A 20,803-nucleotide genomic window follows, 5' to 3' on the forward strand; every position below is an offset into this window, starting at 1 on the left:
CACGTATAAGCCGTAAACCATTGCGCAGGGAATGCCGGTTGTTCTGGCTGCCCTGTTGTTGCCTGCGTGCGTAAAGTGCACTTTTCCTTTGCACGCAAGGCTCGCGGGTGCGGCCTGCACCCGGCATTCCCTGCGCCCTCCTCTCCTCGAGGGCGACGATTGACGCATCACTCGGGTGCCGACGCGCCACGGGAACGCGGGGGTGTGTGCTCCACCGTTATTGCGAGCGGAGCGAAGCTGGATTGCTTCGCTTCGCTCGCAATGACGACCTCAAATCGTAGGATGGGTTTCGCTTCAGCCTTCGCTCTTCGAGCTTCAGCCGACACGTCGCTCTACCCACCTTGCGGTCGCAGCGGCCCCCGCCAAAAGTTAATTTAACCTCCCATTAACGGAAATGTTTGGTTGTTTAAGGCAGCTCTTAAGGATTTGGCGGCACTTAATAGACCATCCAGAAGTGCCCGTGCCCGCGGGCGGGATTTGTGTTGTTTGATGAGTAATACCGCCGATAAGCCCGAAGTTGTCCAGCTTCCGGCTGAACCGCCTGCCGCCGCGCCGGTGTCCAGTCGGCGCGCCGCCGCGCAGCGGGTTCGCGAGGCGCGCGATCGGTTAACATCATCGAGCGGAACACGACCGGCCTTCGACCAGGAGCTGCTCCGCCAATACGCGCAGACGCGGATGTCGGCATCCTATGTCGTGATGCTGCTCGTGGTTGCGACCGGGTTTTTATTCGGCGTGTGGATGCAGCCGGTCTCGGCTGCCGCCTGGACCGTCGGCGTGATCTGCATCCATGTTGCGATCATGCGCGCCTGCGTGCGCTTCCTCGCCGAGCCGCCCTCGCTCGCCGCAACCCGGAAATGGCGCACGCGCTTTGTCCTGCTCGACCTGCTCTATGGGCTGGGCTGGATGGCGATCCTCATCCACCCGCAAGTCGGCGCAGTGTCCGACACGCTGATGATGTTCCTGATGCTGCTCGTCGTCGCGGTGTCGAGCATGCTGGCGGCGAACCTGCCGATTGCGGCGCTCGCCGCCACCATGCCGATCACGGTCGCGATCGCGCTCAGTTTCGTCCTTAGCGGCAAGTTCGACAATTACGTGCTGGCGGCGTTTGCGATCGCGGCCGAAGGCTATTTCGCTCTGCTTGCCCACCGCCTGCATTCGACGACACTGGCGACACTCGAGGCGCGTGCCGAGAAGGACGCGCTGATCGGCGAGCTCGAGCAGGCGAAGGCGATCTCGGACGAAGCGCGCCATCGCGCGGAATCGGCCAACGTCGCCAAGTCGCGCTTCCTCGCCCAGATGAGCCACGAGCTGCGCACACCGCTCAACGCCATCCTCGGCTTCTCGGAAGTCATGAAGAGCGAGATCTTTGGCGGTCATGCGGTCGCCGTGTACAAGGAATATTCCGCCGACATCCACAATTCGGGCGTCCATCTGCTCAACCTCATCAACGAGATCCTCGATCTGTCGCGGATCGAGGCCGGCCGCTATGAGCTCAACGAGGAAGCGGTCTCGCTGGTCAACGTCGTGGCCGACTGCCATCATCTCCTGAAGCTGCGCGCCTCAAGCCGCGGCATCACGATCCACGAGGTGTTCGAGCAGGGCATGCCGCGAATCTGGGGCGACGAGCGCGCCACGCGGCAGATCGTTCTGAACCTGCTTTCCAACTCGATCAAGTTCACCCCGCAAGGCGGCGAGATCTGGCTGAAAGTCGGCTGGACCGCTTCGGGAGGACAATATCTGAGCGTGAAGGACACCGGCTCCGGCATCGCCGAGGACGAGATTCCGATCGTGCTTGCCTCCTTCGGCCAGGGCTCCAACTCGATCAAGTCGGCCGAACAGGGCGCAGGCCTGGGCTTGCCGATCGCAAAAAGCCTGATCGACATGCACGGCGGGACGTTCACCCTGAAATCGAAGCTTCGCATCGGCACCGAGGTGATCGTCACCTTCCCGCCGGAGCGCGTGATGAGTGCGCTGGCGCCAGTGCAGGAGGACGCGCCGCCGCTATCGCCGGAAACTGAAAGCATACCCGTGACCGATGAGAAGCACCGGGCACGCAACAAGCCGATCATGAGTGCAGGCACGGGACTTTGAAGCATTCGCGCTTGCATCAGCGCGCGACTATCTTTCACTATAACGGAATGAGCCAGGAAACGCCGTGCATCGCAGTCTGTATGATCGATCCCAGGACCAATCTCTGCTTCGGCTGCGGGCGCACGCTTCCGGAGATCGCGCGCTGGCCCCACATGGAGAGCGCGGAGCGCCGCGCCGTGATGGCGCTATTGCCGCAGCGGATGGAGCAAGCGGGCCTGCCGCCCCATTCACCTCTCCCCAGTGGGGAGAGGTCGGATTGCTCCTGGCGATGCGAAGCATCGTCCGGTGCAATCCGGATGAGGGGCCGCAGCTCACTCGAGGGACAGTAACCCCTCACCCGGATCGCATCTTGCGATACGACATAGCCGAAGCTTCGCTTCGGCGTTCTTGTGAACGGCCGCCGAAGGCGGCCTATGCCCCTCCCTTCGGGAGAGGTGAATCTCCGATGCAGTTCCAATTCAAATCGATCTCGTCATGCTTTGGCGCGGGAGGCCGCCGATGACGCGCCTGCTGTTCGTGCTGTTCCTGCTCGCGATGACCGCAGGCGCCGTCGCAACCTATCGCGATCCCGAAGAGGTTGCGCGCGCCAGCGACACCATTGCCGAGATCGTGCGCGCCCATGCCTCCCCCACCGCCTCCGCGGTGCAGATTCCGCGCGGGCAAGGCGGCGAGTTCGCAATCCATGCCAGAATCAACGGCGTGAGGACGCCAATGGTGGTTGACACCGGCGCGACCTCGGTGGTCCTGACCTACGAGACCGCGAAAGCGATCGGCCTGCCGCTGGAGCTGCTCGAATACGACACCGACGTCGCAACCGCCGGCGGTCATACCAAGGCGGCGCGGCTGACGCTCGACCGGCTCGGGATCGGCAGGCTCGTCGAGCGCTCGGTGCCGGCGCTGGTGGTGCCGCGCGGGCAGATGAAGACCAACCTGCTCGGCATGAGCTTCCTCGACCGACTCGAGAGCTGGGAGGTCCGCGGCGACCACCTCGTGCTGCACGGTTTCCCCGAGCGCGTCTCACGCCGCGATGGCAGGCGCGCTGCGCTCTTCGACTAGTGCGATCGCGTCCTGCAGCACGCTCACCCCAGCGCCCGGCTTCACCCCATGCTCGGCGAGATGACGGCGGAAGGCGCGCGCGCCCGGCACCGCGTGGAAGGCGCCGACGAAATGCCGCGTGATCGCATGCAACCTGGTGCCGCGCGAAAGCTCGCGCTCGATATAGGGCAGCATCGCCTCGAAGGCGTCCTTCATGGACGCATGCGGCGCATCCTCGCCGAACAAGAGCGGATCGACGTTCAACAGCCGCCAGGGATCCTGATAGGCCGCGCGTCCCAGCATCGCGCCATCGACATGGGCAAGATGGGCGCTTGCCTCCTCGAGGCTCGCGATCCCGCCATTGATGATGACGGGCACATGCGGCAGCGCAGCCTTGAGGCGATAGACCCGGTCGTAATCGAGCGGCGGGAGGTCGCGGTTTTCCTTGGGCGACAACCCGTCGAGCCAGGCTTTTCGCGCGTGAACGATCAGGACGTCCGCGCCGGCGGCGATCACGCCGCGCGCAAGCCGATCGAGGGAGATTTCCGGATCCTGGTCGTCGATGCCGATCCGGCATTTCACCGTGACCGGAATCCGCGCCGCGCGCTTCATGGCATCGATGCAGGTCGCGACCAGCTTCGGCTCCGCCATCAGGCAGGCGCCGAAGCGGCCGTCCTTCACGCGGTCGGAGGGACAGCCGACGTTGAGGTTGATCTCGTCATAGCCGAAGTCCTCGCCGATCCTGGCCGAAGTCGCGAGATCGGCGGGATCCGAGCCGCCGAGCTGCAGCGCCACCGGATGCTCGCTTTCGTCAAAGCCAAGCAACCGCACGCGATCGCCATGGATGATGGCGGCGCTCGTCAGCATCTCCGTATAAAGCCGCGCGCGGCGCGAGAGCAGACGATGGAAGACACGGCAATGCCGGTCGGTCCAATCCATCATCGGGGCTACAGAAAACACAAAGTTACTGATTTTATTAAGTTTATGTGTATTCTCAGTCACTTTCGACGGTTTCCTGCTGTACCGATGAGCTCTCATTTCGGCCGATTTTCGCTTGTTTTTTGACCCCCAGTACAGCAATGCTGTACTGACAGGGTCCATGCTGTACCACAACAGACAGGTTTGCGGAATGGGTACAATCATTGCTCGCAAGCGCAAAGACGGTTCCACCGGCTATCACGCGCAAGTCACCATCAAGCGTGGCGGGGAAATCGTCCACCGCGAGACGAGGACCTTCGATCGCAGGCAAGCTGCTTCCGCGTGGATGGAGAAGCGAGAGACTGAACTTGCGAAGCCGGGCGCGCTCGAACGACAGAATATGCCAGACCCGAAGCTGTGCGCAGTGATCGACCGCTACATTGAGGAATCGATCAAGGAAATCGGCCGAACCAAAGCTCAGGTACTCGCTACCATCAAGGATTACGACATAGCGGATCTCAAGTGCAGCGAGGTAACCAGTGAGCACCTGGTCTCCTTCGCCAAGAAGTTGCCGGTTCAGCCACAAACGGTTGGAAATTACTTCAGCCACCTCGGCTCAATCTTCACCATTGCAAGGCCGGCCTGGGGCTATCCGTTAGACTCACAAGCGATGGACGATGCACTGGTAGTAACCAGAAACCTCGGTCTTACTTCGAAAAGCAAGGAGCGCGATCGTCGACCAACCTTAGCCGAACTCGACCTTCTCATGCACCATTTCGGCAAGATCAAAACTCACCGGCCGCGGTCCGCCCCGATGCAGCAGATCATCGTGTTCGCTATTTTCAGTACGCGACGGCAGGAAGAGATCACGCGGATCACATGGACAGATTTTGAGGCAGCGGCGCCGCCCACTCATCCAGACGCTCGAGTTCTCATTCGCGACATGAAGCATCCGGGCGACAAGCAGGGGAACGACGTATTTTGTGACCTGCCGCCTGAAGCGACTTTAGTTATCGAAAGCATGCCACGTGTAGCAAAAGAAATATTCCCCTACTCGGTAGACTCAATTGGCGCTGCGTTTACCCGCGCGTGCAAATTGCTAGGCATTGATGATCTGCACTTCCACGATCTTAGGCACGACGGGATTTCGCGCCTGTTTGAAATGGGCAAAACAATACCGCAAGCCGCAGGCGTTTCGGGTCATAGGAGCTGGAGTAGCCTCAAACGATATAGTCACCTACGTCAGACTGGCGACAAATATGCCGGTTGGAAATGGCTTCAGTCCGTGACAAGCGCAAAAGACTGAAACTTAAGGCGAGTTTCGGCGCGTGAAAACCCAGCACAATTCCCACTCGATTAAACCAAGAGCTTCAGCATGAGAAGACCACGGTCAGACCGCTAGACCAAAAAAAGAGGCTCGGCGTCGAGCACCGAGCCTCAGAGTACTGAGGCTCGAATCCTGGCCTCAAGCCCCGGCCGGGAGAAGCCGGAAGATGAATGGTAGTTTCAGCACGCAGAAATTAATGCTGAAGAGATCAACTGGAACGACAGATATTAATGTTCGGCGGCGCCCAAAAGGTTGTTTGTAACGCGGGCAGCTTTCGAGGTGAAGCGCAGCAGTCAATTGAGCGGGCAGGCTAGGCCTATGACTTCACCCGCAAGTGCTCCTGATGCGCCTTCACCAATTCATGCATGCTATTGAACTGAAAATCGACATGCGGCAACTGACCCGGATTCATGGTAGCCCCAAAACCCTGTTGGGCGTGTCGGCGATAAATCCAACAAGATTTCAACCCGTGATCGTTTGCCGGCTTGTGATCGTGGAACATGCTCTCAGCGGTGTGCAAGATCTTTGCCTTCTTTACACCGATTGCTACTAGATTCTCGATCATGTAGTCGAAATTGCGGGCTGAAGGCTTGTACGAGCCGATGTCTTCCGCCGTGTAGATCGCGTCGAACTCGACCTGCAGCCTGCGATTGCTTGCCTGGAAAGTCTCGTTGTCCACGTTGGAAAGGATTACAAGCTTGAAATACTTTTTCAGATATTGCAGCGCGCCGGGAGAGTCTTCGAAAGCAGGCCAATTTCCGACAGAACGCCCATATTCGATGCAATCCTCGTGAGTTACATGGACACTCCACTCCTCGGCAAGGCGCTTGTAGACGATCGGCAACAAGTCCCGATATCGCTTCGCAGGAGTATAGAGCTGCTGGCTGGACTCGTGACGCGCGTGCGCCTCGAGAATCTGGTCGCGGGTGAGCGGCCGCTGCGCCCGATCGGAGAGGCCCTTCAGGGCCTCGACCATCCCGCTTTCCCAATCGATCAGGGTGCCGTAGCAGTCGAAGGTGAGTGCGTCGAAATCCGTAAGCAACATGTCGAATTCTCCTCGTTTATTGGGTCAGCCTATGCACGTCCGATAGCAAGGTCGCCGGCGATTGGACGGCACGGCGCGCAGAGTTCGCCGGATTCGTGCCCCTCGGCGGCACAATCTGCTGCGAATGCGGGTTGACGGGCGAAACCGGGCTTCGTCCCCCCTCGGCCTTAAGGAAACAATCCCCTGGTTCTCTTGGCATCGCGAACCCGTTGGACTCCGATCGAGAGGGCGGCATTCCTGTTCGAGATTCCCATCCGCTCCGCGCGCAATATTACTTGTTCGAAACTGCGGTCCAGAATCTCGTAGAGTCGCTTCAGGATCTCGGCTTCGTCCCAGAATAACCTCTGAAGGTCCTGCACCCACTCGAAATAACTGACGATCACGCCGCCTGCATTGCACAGGATGTCGGGAATCAGGAAGATGTCGCCACGCGCATCGATGATGGTGTCGGCGTCCGGCGTAGTCGGACCATTGGCGCCCTCCGCTATAATCCTACACTTGAGCGCCTCGGCATTGTTGCGGTCGATGACTCGCTCGACGGCCGCCGGCACGAGTACGTCGCACTCTGAGACAAGGAGTGCCTGCGGATCGATCTCCGCTTCCTGCGCGAATCCCTTGAGTATTCCGGCCTGCTTCAGGTGCCGGAAGACCGCTTCGAGATCGAAGCCTTTCGGGTCGTGGAGAGCCACGGAGTGGTCGCTGATTCCGACGATCCGCAGGCCCTGCTTCGCGAGCGCGGCGGCGCTGACCGAGCCGACGTTCCCAAAGCCCTGTACGACCGCCGTCGCCGACTTCGGATCGATGCCGATCTTCTGCATCGCTCGCGCAGCAAGATGTGCGACGCCGTTGCCGGTCGCGTCGCGTCGACCGAATGTCCCGCCGGCAGCGAGCGGCTTGCCGGTCACGATTTCGGTGACTGTGCGCCCCTGGTACATGGAATAGGTGTCCATGAACCAAGCCATTACCTGTTCGTCCGTCCCGAGGTCGGGCGCCATGACGTCCGTGTAAGGACCCACGAAGGGTATCATCTCCTGCATGTAGCGCCGCGACAGCGTCTCGAGCTCCTTTCGGGAGAGCGCACGAGGATCCACTGCGATTCCGCCCTTCGCTCCGCCGTAAGGAAGCCCTGACAACGCGCACTTCCAGCTCATCCAAATCGCGAGCGCGGCGACCTCGCCCAGGTCGACGTTTGGTGCGAAGCGCGTGCCTCCCTTTGTCGGGCCGAGCGTCAGGTGATGCTGCACCCGGTAGCCCTCGAACACAGCCACACTGCCGTCGTCGCGATGAATCGGGCACGTAACAGCCATTGCCCGCTTCGGATAGAGCAAGCGGTCGCGCTCGTCGAAGGAAAGCTCCAGCAGATCGGCGACGCCTTCGAACTGACGGCGCGCCATCTCGAAGACCGATCCGCGGTAAATCGTTTGGTGAGTCATCGATGATCTCCTCCGGGGCCGGAAGGGCACCGCGATGAAGACGATCAATACAAAGCTGCAGCGGCGCGAACTGCCGAACATTCCGGAATTTCGGCATAGGGTTCTTCGAAACGGCTGCCGAACCGCACGCGATGCCGCGCGGATACGCAAAGATAGTCTGGCAACGATCGGGAGAACGCTCATGTCCGTGCCGGAATACGTTCGGGCCTTTCGCCACATTCTCGGCAGTGCAGGCATCGTCGACGATCCGCAGCGGCTCACAACTTACACGACGGATCAACGTCAGCTTGCGACCGGGTCGACGTACGCTGTCCTGAAACCCGCGACAACAGAGCAGGTTGCTGACATCGTCAAATTGGCCGTTCGTCTGGGCGTCGGACTTGTTCCTCAGGGCGGCAACACCAGTTATTGCGGCGGCGCGACGCCGGATACTACCGGCCGCCAGGTCATCGTAAGCCTGGAGCGTATGGACTTGATCAGAGAAGTCGACCCGCTCTCCATGAGCATCTCGGCGGACGCGGGCGCCATCCTGAAGAACGTGCAGGACGCGGCTGCGAGCGCCGGACTGTTGCTGCCGCTCAGTCTTGGGGCGGAAGGAAGCTGCCGGATCGGCGGCAACATCGGCACCAACGCCGGCGGACTGTCGGTCGTCCGGTACGGAATGACGCGGGACCTCCTCCTCGGCATCGAGGCCGTTCTGCCGGACGGCACCATCGTCTCCGACATGCGGAAGCTTCGGAAGAACAATACCGGCTACGACGTCAAGCAGTGCTTCGTGGGAAGCGAGGGGACGCTCGGCATCGTCACCGGCGCGGTGCTGCGTCTCGCTCCCTTCCCGACGCGACGCTCGACCGCCTGGCTGAAGCTCGCGCAAGGAGGGTCTCTCGCCGAGCTTCTTGCCCTCGTACGCCGTGAGTCGGGCGAGTTGCTCACGACCTTCGAATTCATGACGGCCCGCGCCATCGCGCTCGCTACTGCGGTCATGTCCAACCCACCTTCCGTCGGCGCCGGTCCGGGAGGGGCCGTCCTCCTGGAGTTTGCCTCCTCCTCGCGCCATCTCGATCTCGACGGCCTTATGGAAGCCGTTCTTTCCGAAGCGGTCGAATCCGACTGGGTCGAGGATGCCTATGTCGCACAGAGCGGCAATCAGCGCGCTTCGATGTGGGAATTGCGCGAGACGATACCGGAGGGCGAAAAGCGGTGGGGCGGATCGGTCAAGCACGACATATCCGTGCCCCTGTCCTCCATCCAGCGCTTTCTGGACGTGGCCGGGGAGCAGGTGCGGAACTATCGCGCCGACCTTGAGCTTTCCGTCTACGGTCACGTGGGCGACGGCAACCTGCACTACAACGTTCTGGTTCCTCACGGCACCGATCGGATCGAGTTCATGAGGCTTATCGAAGGCAGCCTGTCGCTCTGGCTCTACGACACGGCTGCAGCGCTCGGGGGTACGTTCAGCGCGGAACATGGCGTCGGCCGGTTCAAGAGGCATCTCCTGGAGAAATACGGAGACGCCGGCCGCATTGCCGCGATGCGCCGCATCAAGACTGCCTTCGATCCGGCGGACATCATGAACGCAGGGGCGGTTGTCCGCCCGTTCGAACCTGAATCCATCCGCTGACCCGTTGAGTAGATTTGCGACCCGACATGTACCGGATTCGAGCGACACCTCTTGTCATCCTTTTGCGCCTGTCTCCAGGTCAGGCCGCGCGCATCGATGATTTCTTCATGACGGGCCTAGCGTGCGCCGAGTAGCCGTCCGAAAATGCCGTCAGCTCGGTCAAGTCGACATCCCGCCCGATGATAACAAGGCCTCGTCTGCTCGACGGATCCGACTCCATGCGGCGGGGCTCGGCGAAAGTGGTTCCCACACCGTCGATGAGAACGGATTGGGGCACCCCAACGACCGAAACGAGACCTTTGACACGCAGCAATCTGTCGCCACAGAAACCAGCGAGATCCTCGAGCCAATCCCTCAGGTCGGCCCAGGAAACGGCAGCTGACCACTCTGCGAGAAACACTCCCAGCCGCAAATGGTTGGTGGCCGCGATCGCCTGGAATTGACTTGGAGCCGCCGACGTGTCGATCTGCCCCGGAGCGAAGACGGCCCGGGCGCGAGCCTGCCTGTCGAGCATGGCTATGAGGGTTGCCGTCGGATTGAATTGCTTCGCGACGAGTTCGGCAGCTCCGATTTCATTACCCCTCGCCCGATCGAGCTTGGTGACGACTATGGATCTGGCTGCGATCAACTGCGCGGATCGGACCGGAAACATCGCGTCATCGGTCATCGGGTCCAGGGCATCCAGTGTCGAGACGATGCGCAGCCGGTATTCGGCTCTGTCGTAACGCATCAGCGAGCGCAGGATCGGGCCCGGCATCGCTAGCCCGCTCGTCTCCAGGATGATGCGGCGGAACCCGCCCGCGCCGGATCGGCGGCGTACCGCGAGCAACTCTTCGATCGCGACATGCAGGTCGTCGCCGAGCGAGCAACAGAGACAACCGTTACCCAGCAGCGTCATCGGCAGATCACGTCGTCCGGCAGACACTATCGCACCGTCGATGTTGATCTCGCCGGCCTCGTTCACGATCACGCCGGTATCGGCCGACTCGGGCAGAGAAAGATAGTCGCAAAGCAACGTCGTCTTGCCGCTGCCGAGGCTTCCGGTCAACAGGACGAACTCTGGCACGGTTTCTCGAACTCCGACTGCCGTCAAGCCACCCTCCTCCGTGCATCCACCATTTCTTCGACGTCGCGGAGCAGTTCAGCCGGATCGAGCACCGCGCCCTCCTTGATGACGGTCGAGATGCTGCGCTTCCACGTCACCGAGGCCGTCGGGTCGTCGAGCCGCATGGCGCCGGTACCGTAGAGAAGCTTGAAGTCGTTGAGCGGATTCTCGTCGTGGACGAGTATGTCTGCCAGCTTCCCGACCTCGAGCGTTCCGACGTCCTCTTCGATGCCAAGGAGCTCGGCGCCCCATGTGGTTGCAGCCCGCAACACCTCCAGAGAGGTAAAACCCGCCTCCTGCAGAAGCTCGAGTTCGCGCACCAGACCGAACCCGTAAGTCTGGAACATGAAGCCGGAATCTGATCCGACGCAGACGCGCCCGCCGAGGTTCTTGTAGTCGTTGACGAACCTCATCCAGAGCCTGAACGTCTCGCGCCACTCGACCTCGTTGGTCGTGGACCAACGGTACCAGTAGGCACCGTGCCCTCCGCGCTGCGGCTGGAAGTACGCCCACAGGGTCGGATCAGTGAACCTATCGTGCCAGTCCGCGCGGCGCGTGCGCATCAGATCGCGATTACCGTCGTAGACATTGAAGGTTGGGACGAAGGTGTGTCCGGCCGCAAGGAAGGCATGCAGCACCTCGTTCCACTTCTCCGAGCCAGGCTTGGCGGCCTGAAGGAATGTCTGTCCCGCCGTCGAGAAGCGCAGATACTCGTCATTGTAGTCGTATTCCGGGGGAAACGCCTGCAGCGTCTGACCGTCCAGCAGCGCCTCGGGAATTCCATAGGAATGTTCCGTGCTCGTCAGTCCCCATTGGGCGGTTCTCAACGAGTTCATTCGGCCGACCGCTAATTGTGCATGATGACAGCATGTGTGCAGGGCGAGGCTTCGGCATTGCTCCAACGCGGCCTTCATCATCGCGGGCGGAGCACCGAAGAATTTGATGCCGTCCGCTCCACGCTCTTTCACTGCTTGCAGCCACCTGCGAGCGTCCTCCGGAGTGTGGATCGCCTTCACGTAGTCGTTCGTGCCGGGGAACGGGGCGTAGGCCAGAATGCGGGGTGCGTCGATCCGGTGCTCGGCGGCGGCCTGCTTCTGCTGCAGCGTCCATTGCAACCCGTTGAAGCAACCAGTCTCTCGAACCGTCGTGACGCCATGCGCCAGCCAAAGCTTGTAGACGTAGTCTGCGTTCGGCATGGGCCCGTTCTCGGCATGGAACGGTGCGCCGATGTGGGCGTGGCAGTCCACGAGCCCGGGCGTCAGGAATTTGCCGGTGCAATCGATCTCGAAATCACCGGGACTGGGACGGCGGTCGGGGTTTATCGGCAGCCTGGGCGTGCCGACCTTCTTGAGTGCCGTTATTCGGCCGCCCTCGACGACCAGGTCGGCCGGCCCCCACGGAGGGGCTCCCGTTCCGTCGATGATGGAGGCCCCGCGCAGTACAAGCCGTTTGAACGGGCCGCTCCCGCGACTCCGCGACGACGCCGCCTCGACCTGAGGCAGACCACCGGCGGCGAACATCTTGGCAAACTCCTCGCCCGCGTTCTCGAACTCAGATTGCATCGTCCAGTACCGTCTTTTTTCCGTAGCAAGGAGCTTGAACCGGGCGCGACCCGTGAAGACCGGAGCGCTCGTTGGTCATGCCGAAGGCGCCACTAGGCCGCAGTTGCATGACGAGAATCAAAGTGACGGCGATGGCGAACTCGCGCGCCGATGCGATCTGCACGGCGTCGAGCCCAGGGATCTCCGCAGCGAGGAAGCGGGTTGATTCCAGCAATGCCACGAGTGCTATGGATCCGACGACAGCACCGGTGAGGCGTGTGTACCCGCCGATCGTGACTGCAAGGAAGATGTAGATCGTCAACTGGACGATGAAGACGTCCGGAGCGATGAAACTCGAGAAGTGCGCGTAAAGCGCTCCGGCCAGTCCGGAGAGTGCGGCACCCGTTCCGAACGCCTGAAGCTTGAGGCGGAGCACCGACTTTCCCGCCACGGCAGCGACCTGTTCGTCGTCCCGCACGGCGCGCAACGCCCGACCGAACGGGCTTTTAAGGAGCCAGTTGAGAAAGAAAGCCGCGAGGCCGACGACCGCCCAGGTGAGAATGAGATAGAATAGGGGAAACGAATTCCCAAGATAGCTTTTGAGCGGAGCGACGATCCCGGAGATGCCGTCGCTACCCTTGGTCAGCCACTTTTCGTTCGTTTCCGCCTGACGCAGTATCTCCGCGAATCCGAGAGTTACGATCGCAAGGTAATCGCCGCGCAGGTTGCGGACGACAAAACAGAGGGCCACGCCGACTGCCCCGGACAGGGCCGCGGCCGCGATCCAGTCGAGCCAGATCGGCGCTCCTGCTCCCGATAGCAGCGCCGAGGTATAGGCGCCGAGGCCCACAAGGCCGACGAGACCAAGGTTCACCATCCCACCTTGCCCCCATGCCATAACGAGGCCAAGCGACAGCAGCGCGTAGAATCCGGCGATCGTGCCGGCGAATACGAGGTACGAAATCATTTCCTCACCCCCGTCGAGCCCGCAAAGAGGCCGCTGGGCCGTGCGAGCAAGGTGATCAGGATCGCGACGAAGGCGGTCAGGGACTGGTAGACCGGCGGAAGCACCAGAAGGCCCAGCTCTCCGATCACACCCATCAGCAGAGCGCCGGCAACCGCACCCGGCAGGCTCGTGAGGCCTCCGACGACGCTGCCGGCGAAGATCGGCAGAATTAGCCTGGATCCCGTCGATGGATCGACACTGGTATCGATCGCGAGAAGCGCGCCGCCGACACCGGCCAGCCCCATCCCAATGAAAGTGGCGAGATTGGCAAGACGAACGGGCTCGATCCCCTTGAGCCGAGCGAGATCGACGTTGTCGGCGACCGCCCTCATGGCCTTTCCGAGCCGGGTCAGCGAGAAGAACAGCGCAAGAAGGACAGCAAGACCGATCGCGATCTCGAGATTGTGCAGTTGCTGAAGACCGATGCGAATGCTTGCGATCTTCATGTCGCGGGCAATCGGCATGTCGAAGCTGTTCAGACCGCTTCCGAACGAGAACCGATACGCGTTCTCCAAAGCCATATTCAGAGCGATCGAAACGACCGCGACCATCAACGGCGTTTGCGCCGTCGGCTTGCGGCGTATCGGCGCGAGCGCGACCCTATCCGTGACGACACCGAGTGCGCCAGCGACGGCGAAGGCGACGATGAGGACCGGAACTAGCGGCAGATGAAGGGTCGTGTTCGCCAGCCAACCGGCATACGCGCCGGCCGTCAATTGAGCAGCGATGCTAAAGTTGACAAAACCCAGCACGCTGAAGATCAAGGTCAGCCCGAGCGCGGGCAGCGCAATTAGCGCGCCGACGATTAGTCCGTTCACAAGATACTGCAACAGGTCGTTCAGCATTACGGCTGCTCTTGCGTTTCTCGAGGCTCAACCGACCTTGCGGACAACGAGCTTGCCGTCCTCGACCTGCTCGTAACGAAAGAAAACACCCTTCACATCACCGTTGTCGGCGAATTCCAGGGGACCGCTCGCCCCGTCGTAGTTCACCCGGGCGCCGCTTGTGATCAACCTCAGCGCTTCGACGGCATCGTCAGTGCGTTCACCTTCGCTGTCTTGCGAGATGGCACGGAGATTGTCGCGGACCGCGGTGCCGTCCGCCTGCCCCGACGAGGCGTGGGCGAGCGCCAAAGATGCCAACACGACGTGATCGTAGACCTGACAGGAGTAGCTATCGAGAGAGGGTCTGTTCATCTTCGCGATGAGCCGCCTGTAGGCGTCGGAATTTTCCGAAGCCGAGGGAACGAGCGAGTAGGTGCCTTCTGAAACCTCCGCGGGAACGGCCTTCGCGAGCGCATCGTTGACGCCGAACGAAAAGCCGATCTTCTTGCCGGTGAAGCCCGCCCGGTAGAGATCCTTGAGCACCACGGACGTGTCCGGCACATAACCGCCGAGCACGATGACGTCCGGAGAATCCTTCAGCGCCTGATCGACTTCGGAACGGTAGCTGGACTTCTTGTCCTCGTAGACCAGCCCGGCGCCCGTCCCGCCGGACGCCTTGAAGATACCGGAAATGATCTCGATGTATGATTGCGCGAATGGAGTTTGCGGCCCGAGGAAGAACATCTTCTTGGCGCCCAATTCGACCGCGAAGTTGCCGACGCGGTTGCCTTGCAAGGTGACGGTTGGTGAGGTCCTGAAAATGTAGCCTTGATGGGGGAGCTTGGTGATACTGTCGGCCCCCGATGAGGTGAGCAGGACGGTCTTGCCCTCCCAACAGAGCGGTGCGATGGCCGAGGTCACTGCCGATGCGTAGGAACCGCCGATCGCGACTACCTTATCGATGTCGATCAGCTTGTGGGCGGCCCGAACAGCGGCCTCCGGATTGCTCTGATCGTCCTCGATGACGATCTGAATCGGCCGGCCGCGTACGCCGCCCGCCGAATTGATCTCGGTCTCGGCGATCTTGGCCGCCTGCGCCATCGTCGCGCCGAACTGGCTGGTTGCGCCGGTCAGAGGAATGATGAGCCCGATCCGGATCGGATCGCCCTGCTGCGCCCAGGAGCGAGAAAGGCTCGACGAGAGTATGAGCCCGCCCACTCCGAGACCCGCGCGCAGTAACTTCCTTCTATCCATATACGACATGTTCAACTCCTCACCGTGTGTCAAATGTTGAAGTTCAACCCTGGTGCGCGGCCGCCGGTGCGCCGCGACCCAAAAAAAGGTGCCTGATTTCGTCGTCTTCGAGGACGGTGCTGGCCGTGTCGTCCCGAACCTTCCTTCCGGCGACGAGAACGACGCCGCGCGTACCGTACTCAAGGGCCAGAAGCGCGTTCTGCTCCACCATGAGGATCGCGAGTCCGCTCGACGCGAGTTCGCGGATCAGGACGAAGATGTCTTTAGCGGCAGCGGGTGACAGCCCCGCGGTAGGCTCGTCCAGCAACAGAACGTTCGGATTGGTCATAAGGGCGATCGCGACCGCAAGAACTTGACGTTGACCACCAGAGAGATTGCCGGCCTTCTCACGAAGCTTTCCGCGAAGAATGGGAAAGCGGGAGAGCTGCTCTTCGATCCGGTCCTTCAAGCCTGATCGCAGCAGGTAGCCACCCATCTCTAGGTTCTCCTGAACCGAAAGACTGCCGAATACGTTGCGCTCCTGCGGAACGAAACTGACGCCGTGATCGCAAGCCATGTGAGCGTTGCCGGGCGGAAGTGCGGCACCGTCGATCGAGACCTGGCCGGTGCGTTTCGGAAGAAGACCGGCCAGTAACTTCAGGAAAGTCGACTTGCCGGCACCGTTGGGGCCAATGATGACCGCGAGCTCCTTCGGCCCGACGGTCAGATCGACACCCTTCACGATCAACTCGGCGGTCGCGTATCCGCCGCACACGTCGTTTGCATTGAGCGTCGTCATGAGAGATGCACTCCCAGATAGCACTCCTGGACACGGCGGTCGGCCGTGACCTCGTCGAAACTTCCCCTCATGAGAAATTTGCCTTCCGCCATGACCACGACGTCATCACAGAGCCGCTCGATGAGCTCCATCTCGTGCTCGATGAGTAGAATGGTCACGCCAGATTCGCTGATGATGGCGAGTTGGTCCGCGATCTCCCCGACCAGCGTGGGATTGACCCCAGCCATCGGCTCATCGAGCAGAACCATCTTAGGATCCGACAGAAGTACTCGGCCGATCTCCAGCAGCTTCTTTTGGCCTCCGGACAGGTCCGTGACGAGATTGTCGAGAACGTGGTCGAGACGCAGCCGCTTGGCGATCTCGTAAGCCCGTTCGCGCAGCGCCTGCTCCTGACGGCGGACGAGGCCAGGTTGCGTCAGCACGCGCACCATTCCCTCGCCCACCTGCCTCGGGCCGTACAGCATCAGATGCTCGAAGACCGTCATCCGCGGACAGCCCCGCGCCAGTTGGAACGACCGGACAAGACCGGATCGAGACACGACTTCGGGACGTTTGCGCGCGATGTCGTTGCCGTCGAAAAGCACGGCGCCTTCGAAGCCATCGACGAGACCCGAGATGCAATTGAAAACGGTCGTCTTGCCGGCGCCGTTGGGGCCGATCAGACCGGTAATGGTGCCGGCTTCGACGGAGAAGGTAGCGCCGTCGAGGGCGCGAACGCCGCCGAAGCTCGCCCTGATATCGCTTACCTCAAGCAACGATCCTGTCGTCGGCATCGGCCCACCTCGTCATGACGTCCCACCGGACGGATGGAAGTGTCCGGCGCATCTTTGCGCCGCACCCACCGGGTTTTCCCGGATAATTATTTAAGTGTTTCCACCCGTCACCTATCGACATAGGTTAGTATGCAGTATGCACTTAATGCCATAGGTGTTGGACACTTAAGTGTCCGACGAATCGAAGGCCCGGGGGAGGATGATGAGAAACGCAGTTTCTGTAGAGATCGACTACCGCCGCGCGTTCCAGGACGCGCCGGTGGGACAGGCCATCGCGAGCAACCGCGTGATAACGGCGTGTAACAAGGCGTTCGCCGAAATCTTCCGGGGCAAGCCTGGTGAGTTCACCGGAACGACCTTCGAGCGTCTGTATCCGACGCACACGCATTTCGAGAGCGCGGGTCTGCGCGTCGGCCCGCTGCTTTCGAAGGATCGGGTGTTCGCGGACGACCGCGTCATGCGCCGCCTCGACGGCGAACTGTTCTGGGTCCACGTGCGGGGCTTCACCTACACGCCCAAGGACCCGCACCGGAACACGCTGTGGGTTTTCACCGAACTCTCGAACCGACAGCCGAAGAACCTCACGATCCGTGGATCGCTGACGCCAAGGGAACGCGATATCGCGGCTCTTCTAATAGAGGGAAAGACCGGTAAGGAGGCCGCACTAGCCCTCGGCATAAGCCCGAGAACCGTAGACATCTATAAGACGCGCCTTCTTCGCAAGTACAGTGTAACGAACACACCCGACCTGGTTCAGAGGCTCTTGACGGGATAGCCGGGCGACAAAGCAGACCAGGCAACCGCCAAGAGCGCAACGAAGGGGCGCGCTAATACAACGTGTTCACGGTTGAACCAACCTGCCTCGTGCAGCAGGTTCACGCTACCCAGCGTCCCAGTACCGCTCCTGATCGGTACATTCATCACTGCCCCGCAACCAAGCGAGAATATTGCGTCGTGGTCGCGAAACCTCTGACGGACCAGGATCGGGTCACCGGAGACGATGGGTTGCCCCGCATCCAGCATCGCCTGCAGCCAAGCATCCCCGGCAATGTCTTTCACACCTCGCACCGGATAACTTCGAAGGTCACTAGAGTACATTCGATGCAGACGTTGACCTTCGAGCTTCAGAATGGTCAACAACTTGAAGCCCACCAGTTCATCGAGAGCGGCCTCAATGAAGGCGTACAACTCCTGCATACCGACATCGGGCCCCAACAAGTCCGCCCCCAGCGAAAATAGCTCGAGCGACCGCTTTGACATCAATCCTCCCAACGTTTTCGATTGCAGGTCGGCGGCGTACGAAGGACTGGAGCAATGCGGCAACGATCCTACTCCAAGTTTCACATCCTATCACTGGCGTCCCGGGATCCCCCACGGGCATCAACTTCAGGTCAGCCGGTGGCAAGTGCCGCATATCGCCGACCGACGGGGATCGTTGTACATTCGGTTGTATTCTCTCATATGTTCGCGGATGCCCACGCGTCGCCTACCGCGTTTCGTTTGGCGAACATCGACCCTTGGCGGCTACAAGCCCTTGTTACGGAAACACGGACCAGTTTGCTATGCGCAGCTCTCACTTAGGTGTTCGAACCAAGCCGCCTGAGGAGAGACGGGAACGCAACCACACGTACAAAGCGGCGTTTCCAGTTAGCGCACGAGAGTAGTTCGTCCGTGCGCGCAATGACACTTAAGTACACTTAAGTGTTCGTAGGCGCGAACGCATTTACGTAAACTTCATTCGCCATAGCCAACTATCGTTCGAAAATTGCAGTTCTTTCGGACACCCAGCGCATCCGCCCTTCCTACCAAAGGGGCGTGGTATCTCCGCCCGACTGCGCGTTGCTCGATCGAACTACTGTTTTCATCGCTCAATTTGGGGGTACTCATGTCGTTGCTTAAGCTTCGCATAGGCGGGCGACTCTATGGGGGGTTCGGCGCGCTCGTGCTATTCTGCGCCTGCCTCGCTGGTTTCGCGATTTGGCAGCTCGTGGCTATTCGCGATCAAGTCGGGGCGATGACGCTGCAAAGCAAGAACACTGTCCGCGCGGGAGAGATCACCACAGACCTGCAGGCAATTCGACGCGGCATTCTCTCGTACTTGTTCGATAAAGACGAGGCCTCGCTCGCCGATGCAGACAATCGTCTAGTCAGAATTGTCGACCTCCTTGAGGACGCAGAGAAGGCTGCCGGTCCCGACGAGAAGGCTCAGTATAACAGTGTCATCAAGGACGTCATAGGCTTGAAAGCCCGTCGTGCCGAGATCGGCGGAGCAATCAAACTGATGCACACCGGACGCAATTCGCTTTTCAGCGACGACGACAAGATTGCAGCCGATGTGAGGAAATTCGTGGATGCGGCATCCGGAACGGCCTTCGCTGAAACAGCGAGTGGGCTAGAATCCGAACTTCTTCTCGCACGGATCGCAAATTGGCGGATGTTGGCAACACGCCAGGGCGCCGGTTTTGAGACCTTTAAGGCAAATATGGGCAGGGCGCAGCAGCAAATAAGCCAGATGGAAAAGGACGAACTACCTACCAACCTCGCAGCAATGCTCGCAACCGTAAAGAATGACGTCGCCAAATATGGTGAAGCGTTTGCCAAAACTGGCCCCAACCTCGTACTTGCCGACCAGCTCTACTACAAGGGCATTACTCCGGCGGTCGGCGGTGCCATCGAGAAGATGGAGAAGCTCGGAAACACTATCGATCAAGCATTCAATACGACAACCGCGGAAACGGGCGAGAGGATTGCCATCACCGTCACCACGCAAGAGATTGTGGCCGGTGCGGCGGTTCTCGCGGGCCTTTTGATCGCATTTCTGATCGCCCGTAGCATCGCGCGTCCCCTCGAAGGATTGACATCTGGCATGAAGGAGCTCGCTGCCGGAAATTTCGGTGTCGTATTGCCTGGGCTCGACCGGACGGACGAAGTCGGCGATATGGCTCAGGCCGTCGAGATATTCAAGGTCAAGGCTGCCCAGAAGGCTCGCGAAGAGGCCGACGCAAAGATCAAGCAAGACGAATTTCTTGCGAGCCAGCGCAAGTCCGAAATGCAAAAGCTGGCAACTAGTTTCGAAGCTGCGGTTGGGGAAATCGTGGAGACTGTTTCGTCCGCTTCCACTGAGCTTGAGGTGTCGGCCGGTACGTTGACGGCCAACGCTGAGCACGCGAAAGCATTGACGACGGAGGTCGCAGCCATTTCCGATGAAGCGTCAAGTAACGTCCGATCGGTCGCGTCGGCCGCCGAGGAGTTGTCGTCTTCGATAAGCGAGATCAGCCGTCAGGTTCAGGAGTCCGTTCGAATTGCTAGTGATGCTGTCGACCAATCACACAATACGACCGCGAGGATCGCCGACCTGTCAAAGGCCGCGGCCCGTATTGGAGACGTGGTGGACTTGATCAACACCATCGCCGGACAAACAAACCTGCTGGCGCTGAATGCGACGATCGAGGCGGCACGCGCCGGCGACGCTGGTCGCGGATTTGCGGTCGTCGCCTCCGAAGTAAAAGCTCTGGCCGAGCAAACCGCAAAGGCAACAGGCGAGATCGCGCAACAGATCTCCGGCATTCAATTGGCGACGCAAGACTCGGTCACCGCGATCGGAGACATTTCGGTAACGATTGGACGACTGTCCGAGATATCCTCGATCATCGCAGTAGCAGTGGAAGAACAGGGTGCTGCGACCCAGACGATTTCCCACAGCGTGCAACAAGCGGCTCAAGGCACACAACAGGTATCGCATAACGTCACGGACGTACAACGCGGTGCGACCCAGACCGGATCAGCATCATCGCAGGTTCTTTCGGCAGCCCGCTCGCTATCGTCCGACAGCCACCGCCTGAAGGTCGAGCTAGGCAAATTTCTCGATTCCGTGAGGGCAGCCTGACGGATCAATTCCGACCTGCCGACGCAATCTGGAGCAGCGGCCCTAAGGATGATTCAGCGAGCAGAACCGATCGCAACTGACCGCATCCGGTGCGAGAATCGACCGAACTTGGATTCCGCGCGCCCAATCCCGGACTGCTTGATACCAGGAACGTTCAAATAGAAAG

17 protein-coding genes and 1 pseudogene are annotated in these 20,803 nt (G+C 60.6%); 7 read left to right on the plus strand and 11 right to left on the minus strand.

Annotated elements, in window-relative coordinates; genetic code table 11:
- Positions 1-489: 489 nt before the first annotated feature.
- The 3 genes and pseudogenes from VKR55_RS28370 to VKR55_RS28380 all read left to right on the plus strand — a co-directional run bounded on the left by VKR55_RS28370 (position 490) and on the right by VKR55_RS28380 (position 3,147).
- Positions 490-2,091, plus strand: a complete 1,602-nt coding sequence (locus VKR55_RS28370) for a sensor histidine kinase (protein WP_324408672.1) — start codon at positions 490-492, stop codon at positions 2,089-2,091.
- A gap of 47 nt (positions 2,092-2,138) precedes the next feature.
- A pseudogene (locus tag VKR55_RS28375) lies at positions 2,139-2,330 on the plus strand (DUF1289 domain-containing protein); the annotation flags it as partial.
- Positions 2,331-2,589: 259 nt separating this feature from the next.
- Positions 2,590-3,147, plus strand: a complete 558-nt coding sequence (locus VKR55_RS28380) for a TIGR02281 family clan AA aspartic protease (RefSeq protein ID WP_324408674.1) — start codon at positions 2,590-2,592, stop codon at positions 3,145-3,147.
- Here VKR55_RS28380 and dusA read toward each other — a convergent pair.
- The gene (dusA, locus tag VKR55_RS28385) at positions 3,109-4,068 is read right to left on the minus strand and encodes a tRNA dihydrouridine(20/20a) synthase DusA (protein ID WP_324408675.1); all 960 of its coding nucleotides are present in this window, start codon (positions 4,066-4,068) and stop codon (positions 3,109-3,111) included. The genes VKR55_RS28380 and dusA overlap by 39 nt on opposite strands.
- A 187-nt stretch (positions 4,069-4,255) precedes the next feature.
- Here dusA and VKR55_RS28390 point away from each other — a divergent pair, with 187 nt between their 5' ends.
- Complete coding sequence (locus VKR55_RS28390) at positions 4,256-5,350, plus strand: tyrosine-type recombinase/integrase (RefSeq protein WP_324408677.1); 1,095 nt, start codon at positions 4,256-4,258, stop codon at positions 5,348-5,350.
- Positions 5,351-5,687: 337 nt separating this feature from the next.
- Here VKR55_RS28390 and VKR55_RS28395 read toward each other — a convergent pair whose 3' ends face one another.
- Complete coding sequence (locus tag VKR55_RS28395; protein WP_324408678.1) at positions 5,688-6,416, minus strand: haloacid dehalogenase type II; 729 nt, start codon at positions 6,414-6,416, stop codon at positions 5,688-5,690.
- Positions 6,417-6,583: 167 nt separating this feature from the next.
- Complete coding sequence (locus VKR55_RS28400) at positions 6,584-7,849, minus strand: Glu/Leu/Phe/Val family dehydrogenase (protein WP_324408818.1); 1,266 nt, start codon at positions 7,847-7,849, stop codon at positions 6,584-6,586.
- Between the two features lie 181 nt (positions 7,850-8,030).
- On the opposite strand from VKR55_RS28400, the gene VKR55_RS28405 reads away from it, so the two are divergent.
- The gene (locus VKR55_RS28405; protein WP_324408680.1) at positions 8,031-9,470 is read left to right on the plus strand and encodes an FAD-binding oxidoreductase; all 1,440 of its coding nucleotides are present in this window, start codon (positions 8,031-8,033) and stop codon (positions 9,468-9,470) included.
- 79 nt (positions 9,471-9,549) lie between these two features.
- On the opposite strand, the gene VKR55_RS28410 is transcribed toward VKR55_RS28405, so the two are convergent.
- From VKR55_RS28410 to VKR55_RS28440, 7 genes are read right to left on the minus strand one after another with little or no spacing between them, the layout of a single operon-like run.
- Positions 9,550-10,563 carry a CobW family GTP-binding protein gene (locus VKR55_RS28410; protein ID WP_324408682.1) on the minus strand — a complete coding sequence of 338 codons (1,014 nt, stop codon included), beginning with the start codon at positions 10,561-10,563 and terminating at the stop codon, positions 9,550-9,552.
- On the minus strand, positions 10,560-12,137 hold the full coding sequence (locus VKR55_RS28415) for an amidohydrolase family protein (RefSeq protein ID WP_414642477.1): 1,578 nt from the start codon (positions 12,135-12,137) through the stop codon (positions 10,560-10,562). Before VKR55_RS28415 ends, VKR55_RS28410 begins: the two co-directional genes overlap by 4 nt.
- On the minus strand, positions 12,127-13,083 hold the full coding sequence (locus VKR55_RS28420) for a branched-chain amino acid ABC transporter permease (RefSeq protein ID WP_324408684.1): 957 nt from the start codon (positions 13,081-13,083) through the stop codon (positions 12,127-12,129). Before VKR55_RS28420 ends, VKR55_RS28415 begins: the two co-directional genes overlap by 11 nt.
- On the minus strand, positions 13,080-13,967 hold the full coding sequence (locus VKR55_RS28425; RefSeq protein WP_324408685.1) for a branched-chain amino acid ABC transporter permease: 888 nt from the start codon (positions 13,965-13,967) through the stop codon (positions 13,080-13,082). Before VKR55_RS28425 ends, VKR55_RS28420 begins: the two co-directional genes overlap by 4 nt.
- Positions 13,968-13,994: 27 nt before the next feature.
- Positions 13,995-15,233: an ABC transporter substrate-binding protein gene (locus tag VKR55_RS28430; RefSeq protein ID WP_324408686.1), complete on the minus strand. Its 1,239-nt coding sequence runs from the start codon at positions 15,231-15,233 to the stop codon at positions 13,995-13,997.
- A 10-nt stretch (positions 15,234-15,243) separates the two neighbouring features.
- Positions 15,244-15,978, minus strand: a complete 735-nt coding sequence (locus tag VKR55_RS28435) for an ABC transporter ATP-binding protein (protein ID WP_324408688.1) — start codon at positions 15,976-15,978, stop codon at positions 15,244-15,246.
- The gene (locus tag VKR55_RS28440; RefSeq protein ID WP_324408690.1) at positions 15,975-16,751 is read right to left on the minus strand and encodes an ABC transporter ATP-binding protein; all 777 of its coding nucleotides are present in this window, start codon (positions 16,749-16,751) and stop codon (positions 15,975-15,977) included. Before VKR55_RS28440 ends, VKR55_RS28435 begins: the two co-directional genes overlap by 4 nt.
- Positions 16,752-16,920: 169 nt before the next feature.
- Here VKR55_RS28440 and VKR55_RS28445 point away from each other — a divergent pair, with 169 nt between their 5' ends.
- Positions 16,921-17,526, plus strand: coding sequence for a PAS and helix-turn-helix domain-containing protein (locus VKR55_RS28445; protein WP_324408692.1), 606 nt, complete (start codon positions 16,921-16,923; stop codon positions 17,524-17,526).
- On the opposite strand, the gene VKR55_RS28450 is transcribed toward VKR55_RS28445, so the two are convergent.
- Entirely contained in the window at positions 17,505-18,011 is a 507-nt protein-coding gene (locus VKR55_RS28450; protein WP_324408694.1) for a GAF domain-containing protein, read from the minus strand. The two genes, VKR55_RS28445 and VKR55_RS28450, sit on opposite strands and share 22 nt — an antisense overlap.
- A gap of 625 nt (positions 18,012-18,636) precedes the next feature.
- On the opposite strand from VKR55_RS28450, the gene VKR55_RS28455 reads away from it, so the two are divergent.
- Positions 18,637-20,637: a methyl-accepting chemotaxis protein gene (locus VKR55_RS28455; protein WP_324408695.1), complete on the plus strand. Its 2,001-nt coding sequence runs from the start codon at positions 18,637-18,639 to the stop codon at positions 20,635-20,637.
- Positions 20,638-20,803 lie beyond the last annotated feature (166 nt).

Origin of the sequence: Bradyrhizobium sp., assembly GCF_035309285.1 — a bacterium.
Lineage (GTDB): Bacteria > Pseudomonadota > Alphaproteobacteria > Rhizobiales > Xanthobacteraceae > Bradyrhizobium.

Excerpts from the sequence above, each read along its gene's own strand:
- VKR55_RS28370 (WP_324408672.1), top strand. The coding sequence starts at position 490 with ATGAGTAATACCGCCGATAAGCCCGAAGTTGTCCAGCTTCCGGCTGAA.
- VKR55_RS28380 (WP_324408674.1), top strand. The coding sequence starts at position 2,590 with ATGACGCGCCTGCTGTTCGTGCTGTTCCTGCTCGCGATGACCGCAGGC.
- dusA (WP_324408675.1), bottom strand. The coding sequence starts at position 4,068 with ATGATGGATTGGACCGACCGGCATTGCCGTGTCTTCCATCGTCTGCTC.
- VKR55_RS28390 (WP_324408677.1), top strand. The coding sequence starts at position 4,256 with ATGGGTACAATCATTGCTCGCAAGCGCAAAGACGGTTCCACCGGCTAT.
- VKR55_RS28395 (WP_324408678.1), bottom strand. The coding sequence starts at position 6,416 with ATGTTGCTTACGGATTTCGACGCACTCACCTTCGACTGCTACGGCACC.
- VKR55_RS28400 (WP_324408818.1), bottom strand. The coding sequence starts at position 7,849 with ATGACTCACCAAACGATTTACCGCGGATCGGTCTTCGAGATGGCGCGC.
- VKR55_RS28405 (WP_324408680.1), top strand. The coding sequence starts at position 8,031 with ATGTCCGTGCCGGAATACGTTCGGGCCTTTCGCCACATTCTCGGCAGT.
- VKR55_RS28415 (WP_414642477.1), bottom strand. The coding sequence starts at position 12,137 with ATGCAATCTGAGTTCGAGAACGCGGGCGAGGAGTTTGCCAAGATGTTC.
- VKR55_RS28420 (WP_324408684.1), bottom strand. The coding sequence starts at position 13,083 with ATGATTTCGTACCTCGTATTCGCCGGCACGATCGCCGGATTCTACGCG.
- VKR55_RS28425 (WP_324408685.1), bottom strand. The coding sequence starts at position 13,967 with ATGCTGAACGACCTGTTGCAGTATCTTGTGAACGGACTAATCGTCGGC.
- VKR55_RS28435 (WP_324408688.1), bottom strand. The coding sequence starts at position 15,978 with ATGACGACGCTCAATGCAAACGACGTGTGCGGCGGATACGCGACCGCC.
- VKR55_RS28440 (WP_324408690.1), bottom strand. The coding sequence starts at position 16,751 with ATGCCGACGACAGGATCGTTGCTTGAGGTAAGCGATATCAGGGCGAGC.
- VKR55_RS28450 (WP_324408694.1), bottom strand. The coding sequence starts at position 18,011 with ATGTCAAAGCGGTCGCTCGAGCTATTTTCGCTGGGGGCGGACTTGTTG.
- VKR55_RS28455 (WP_324408695.1), top strand. The coding sequence starts at position 18,637 with ATGTCGTTGCTTAAGCTTCGCATAGGCGGGCGACTCTATGGGGGGTTC.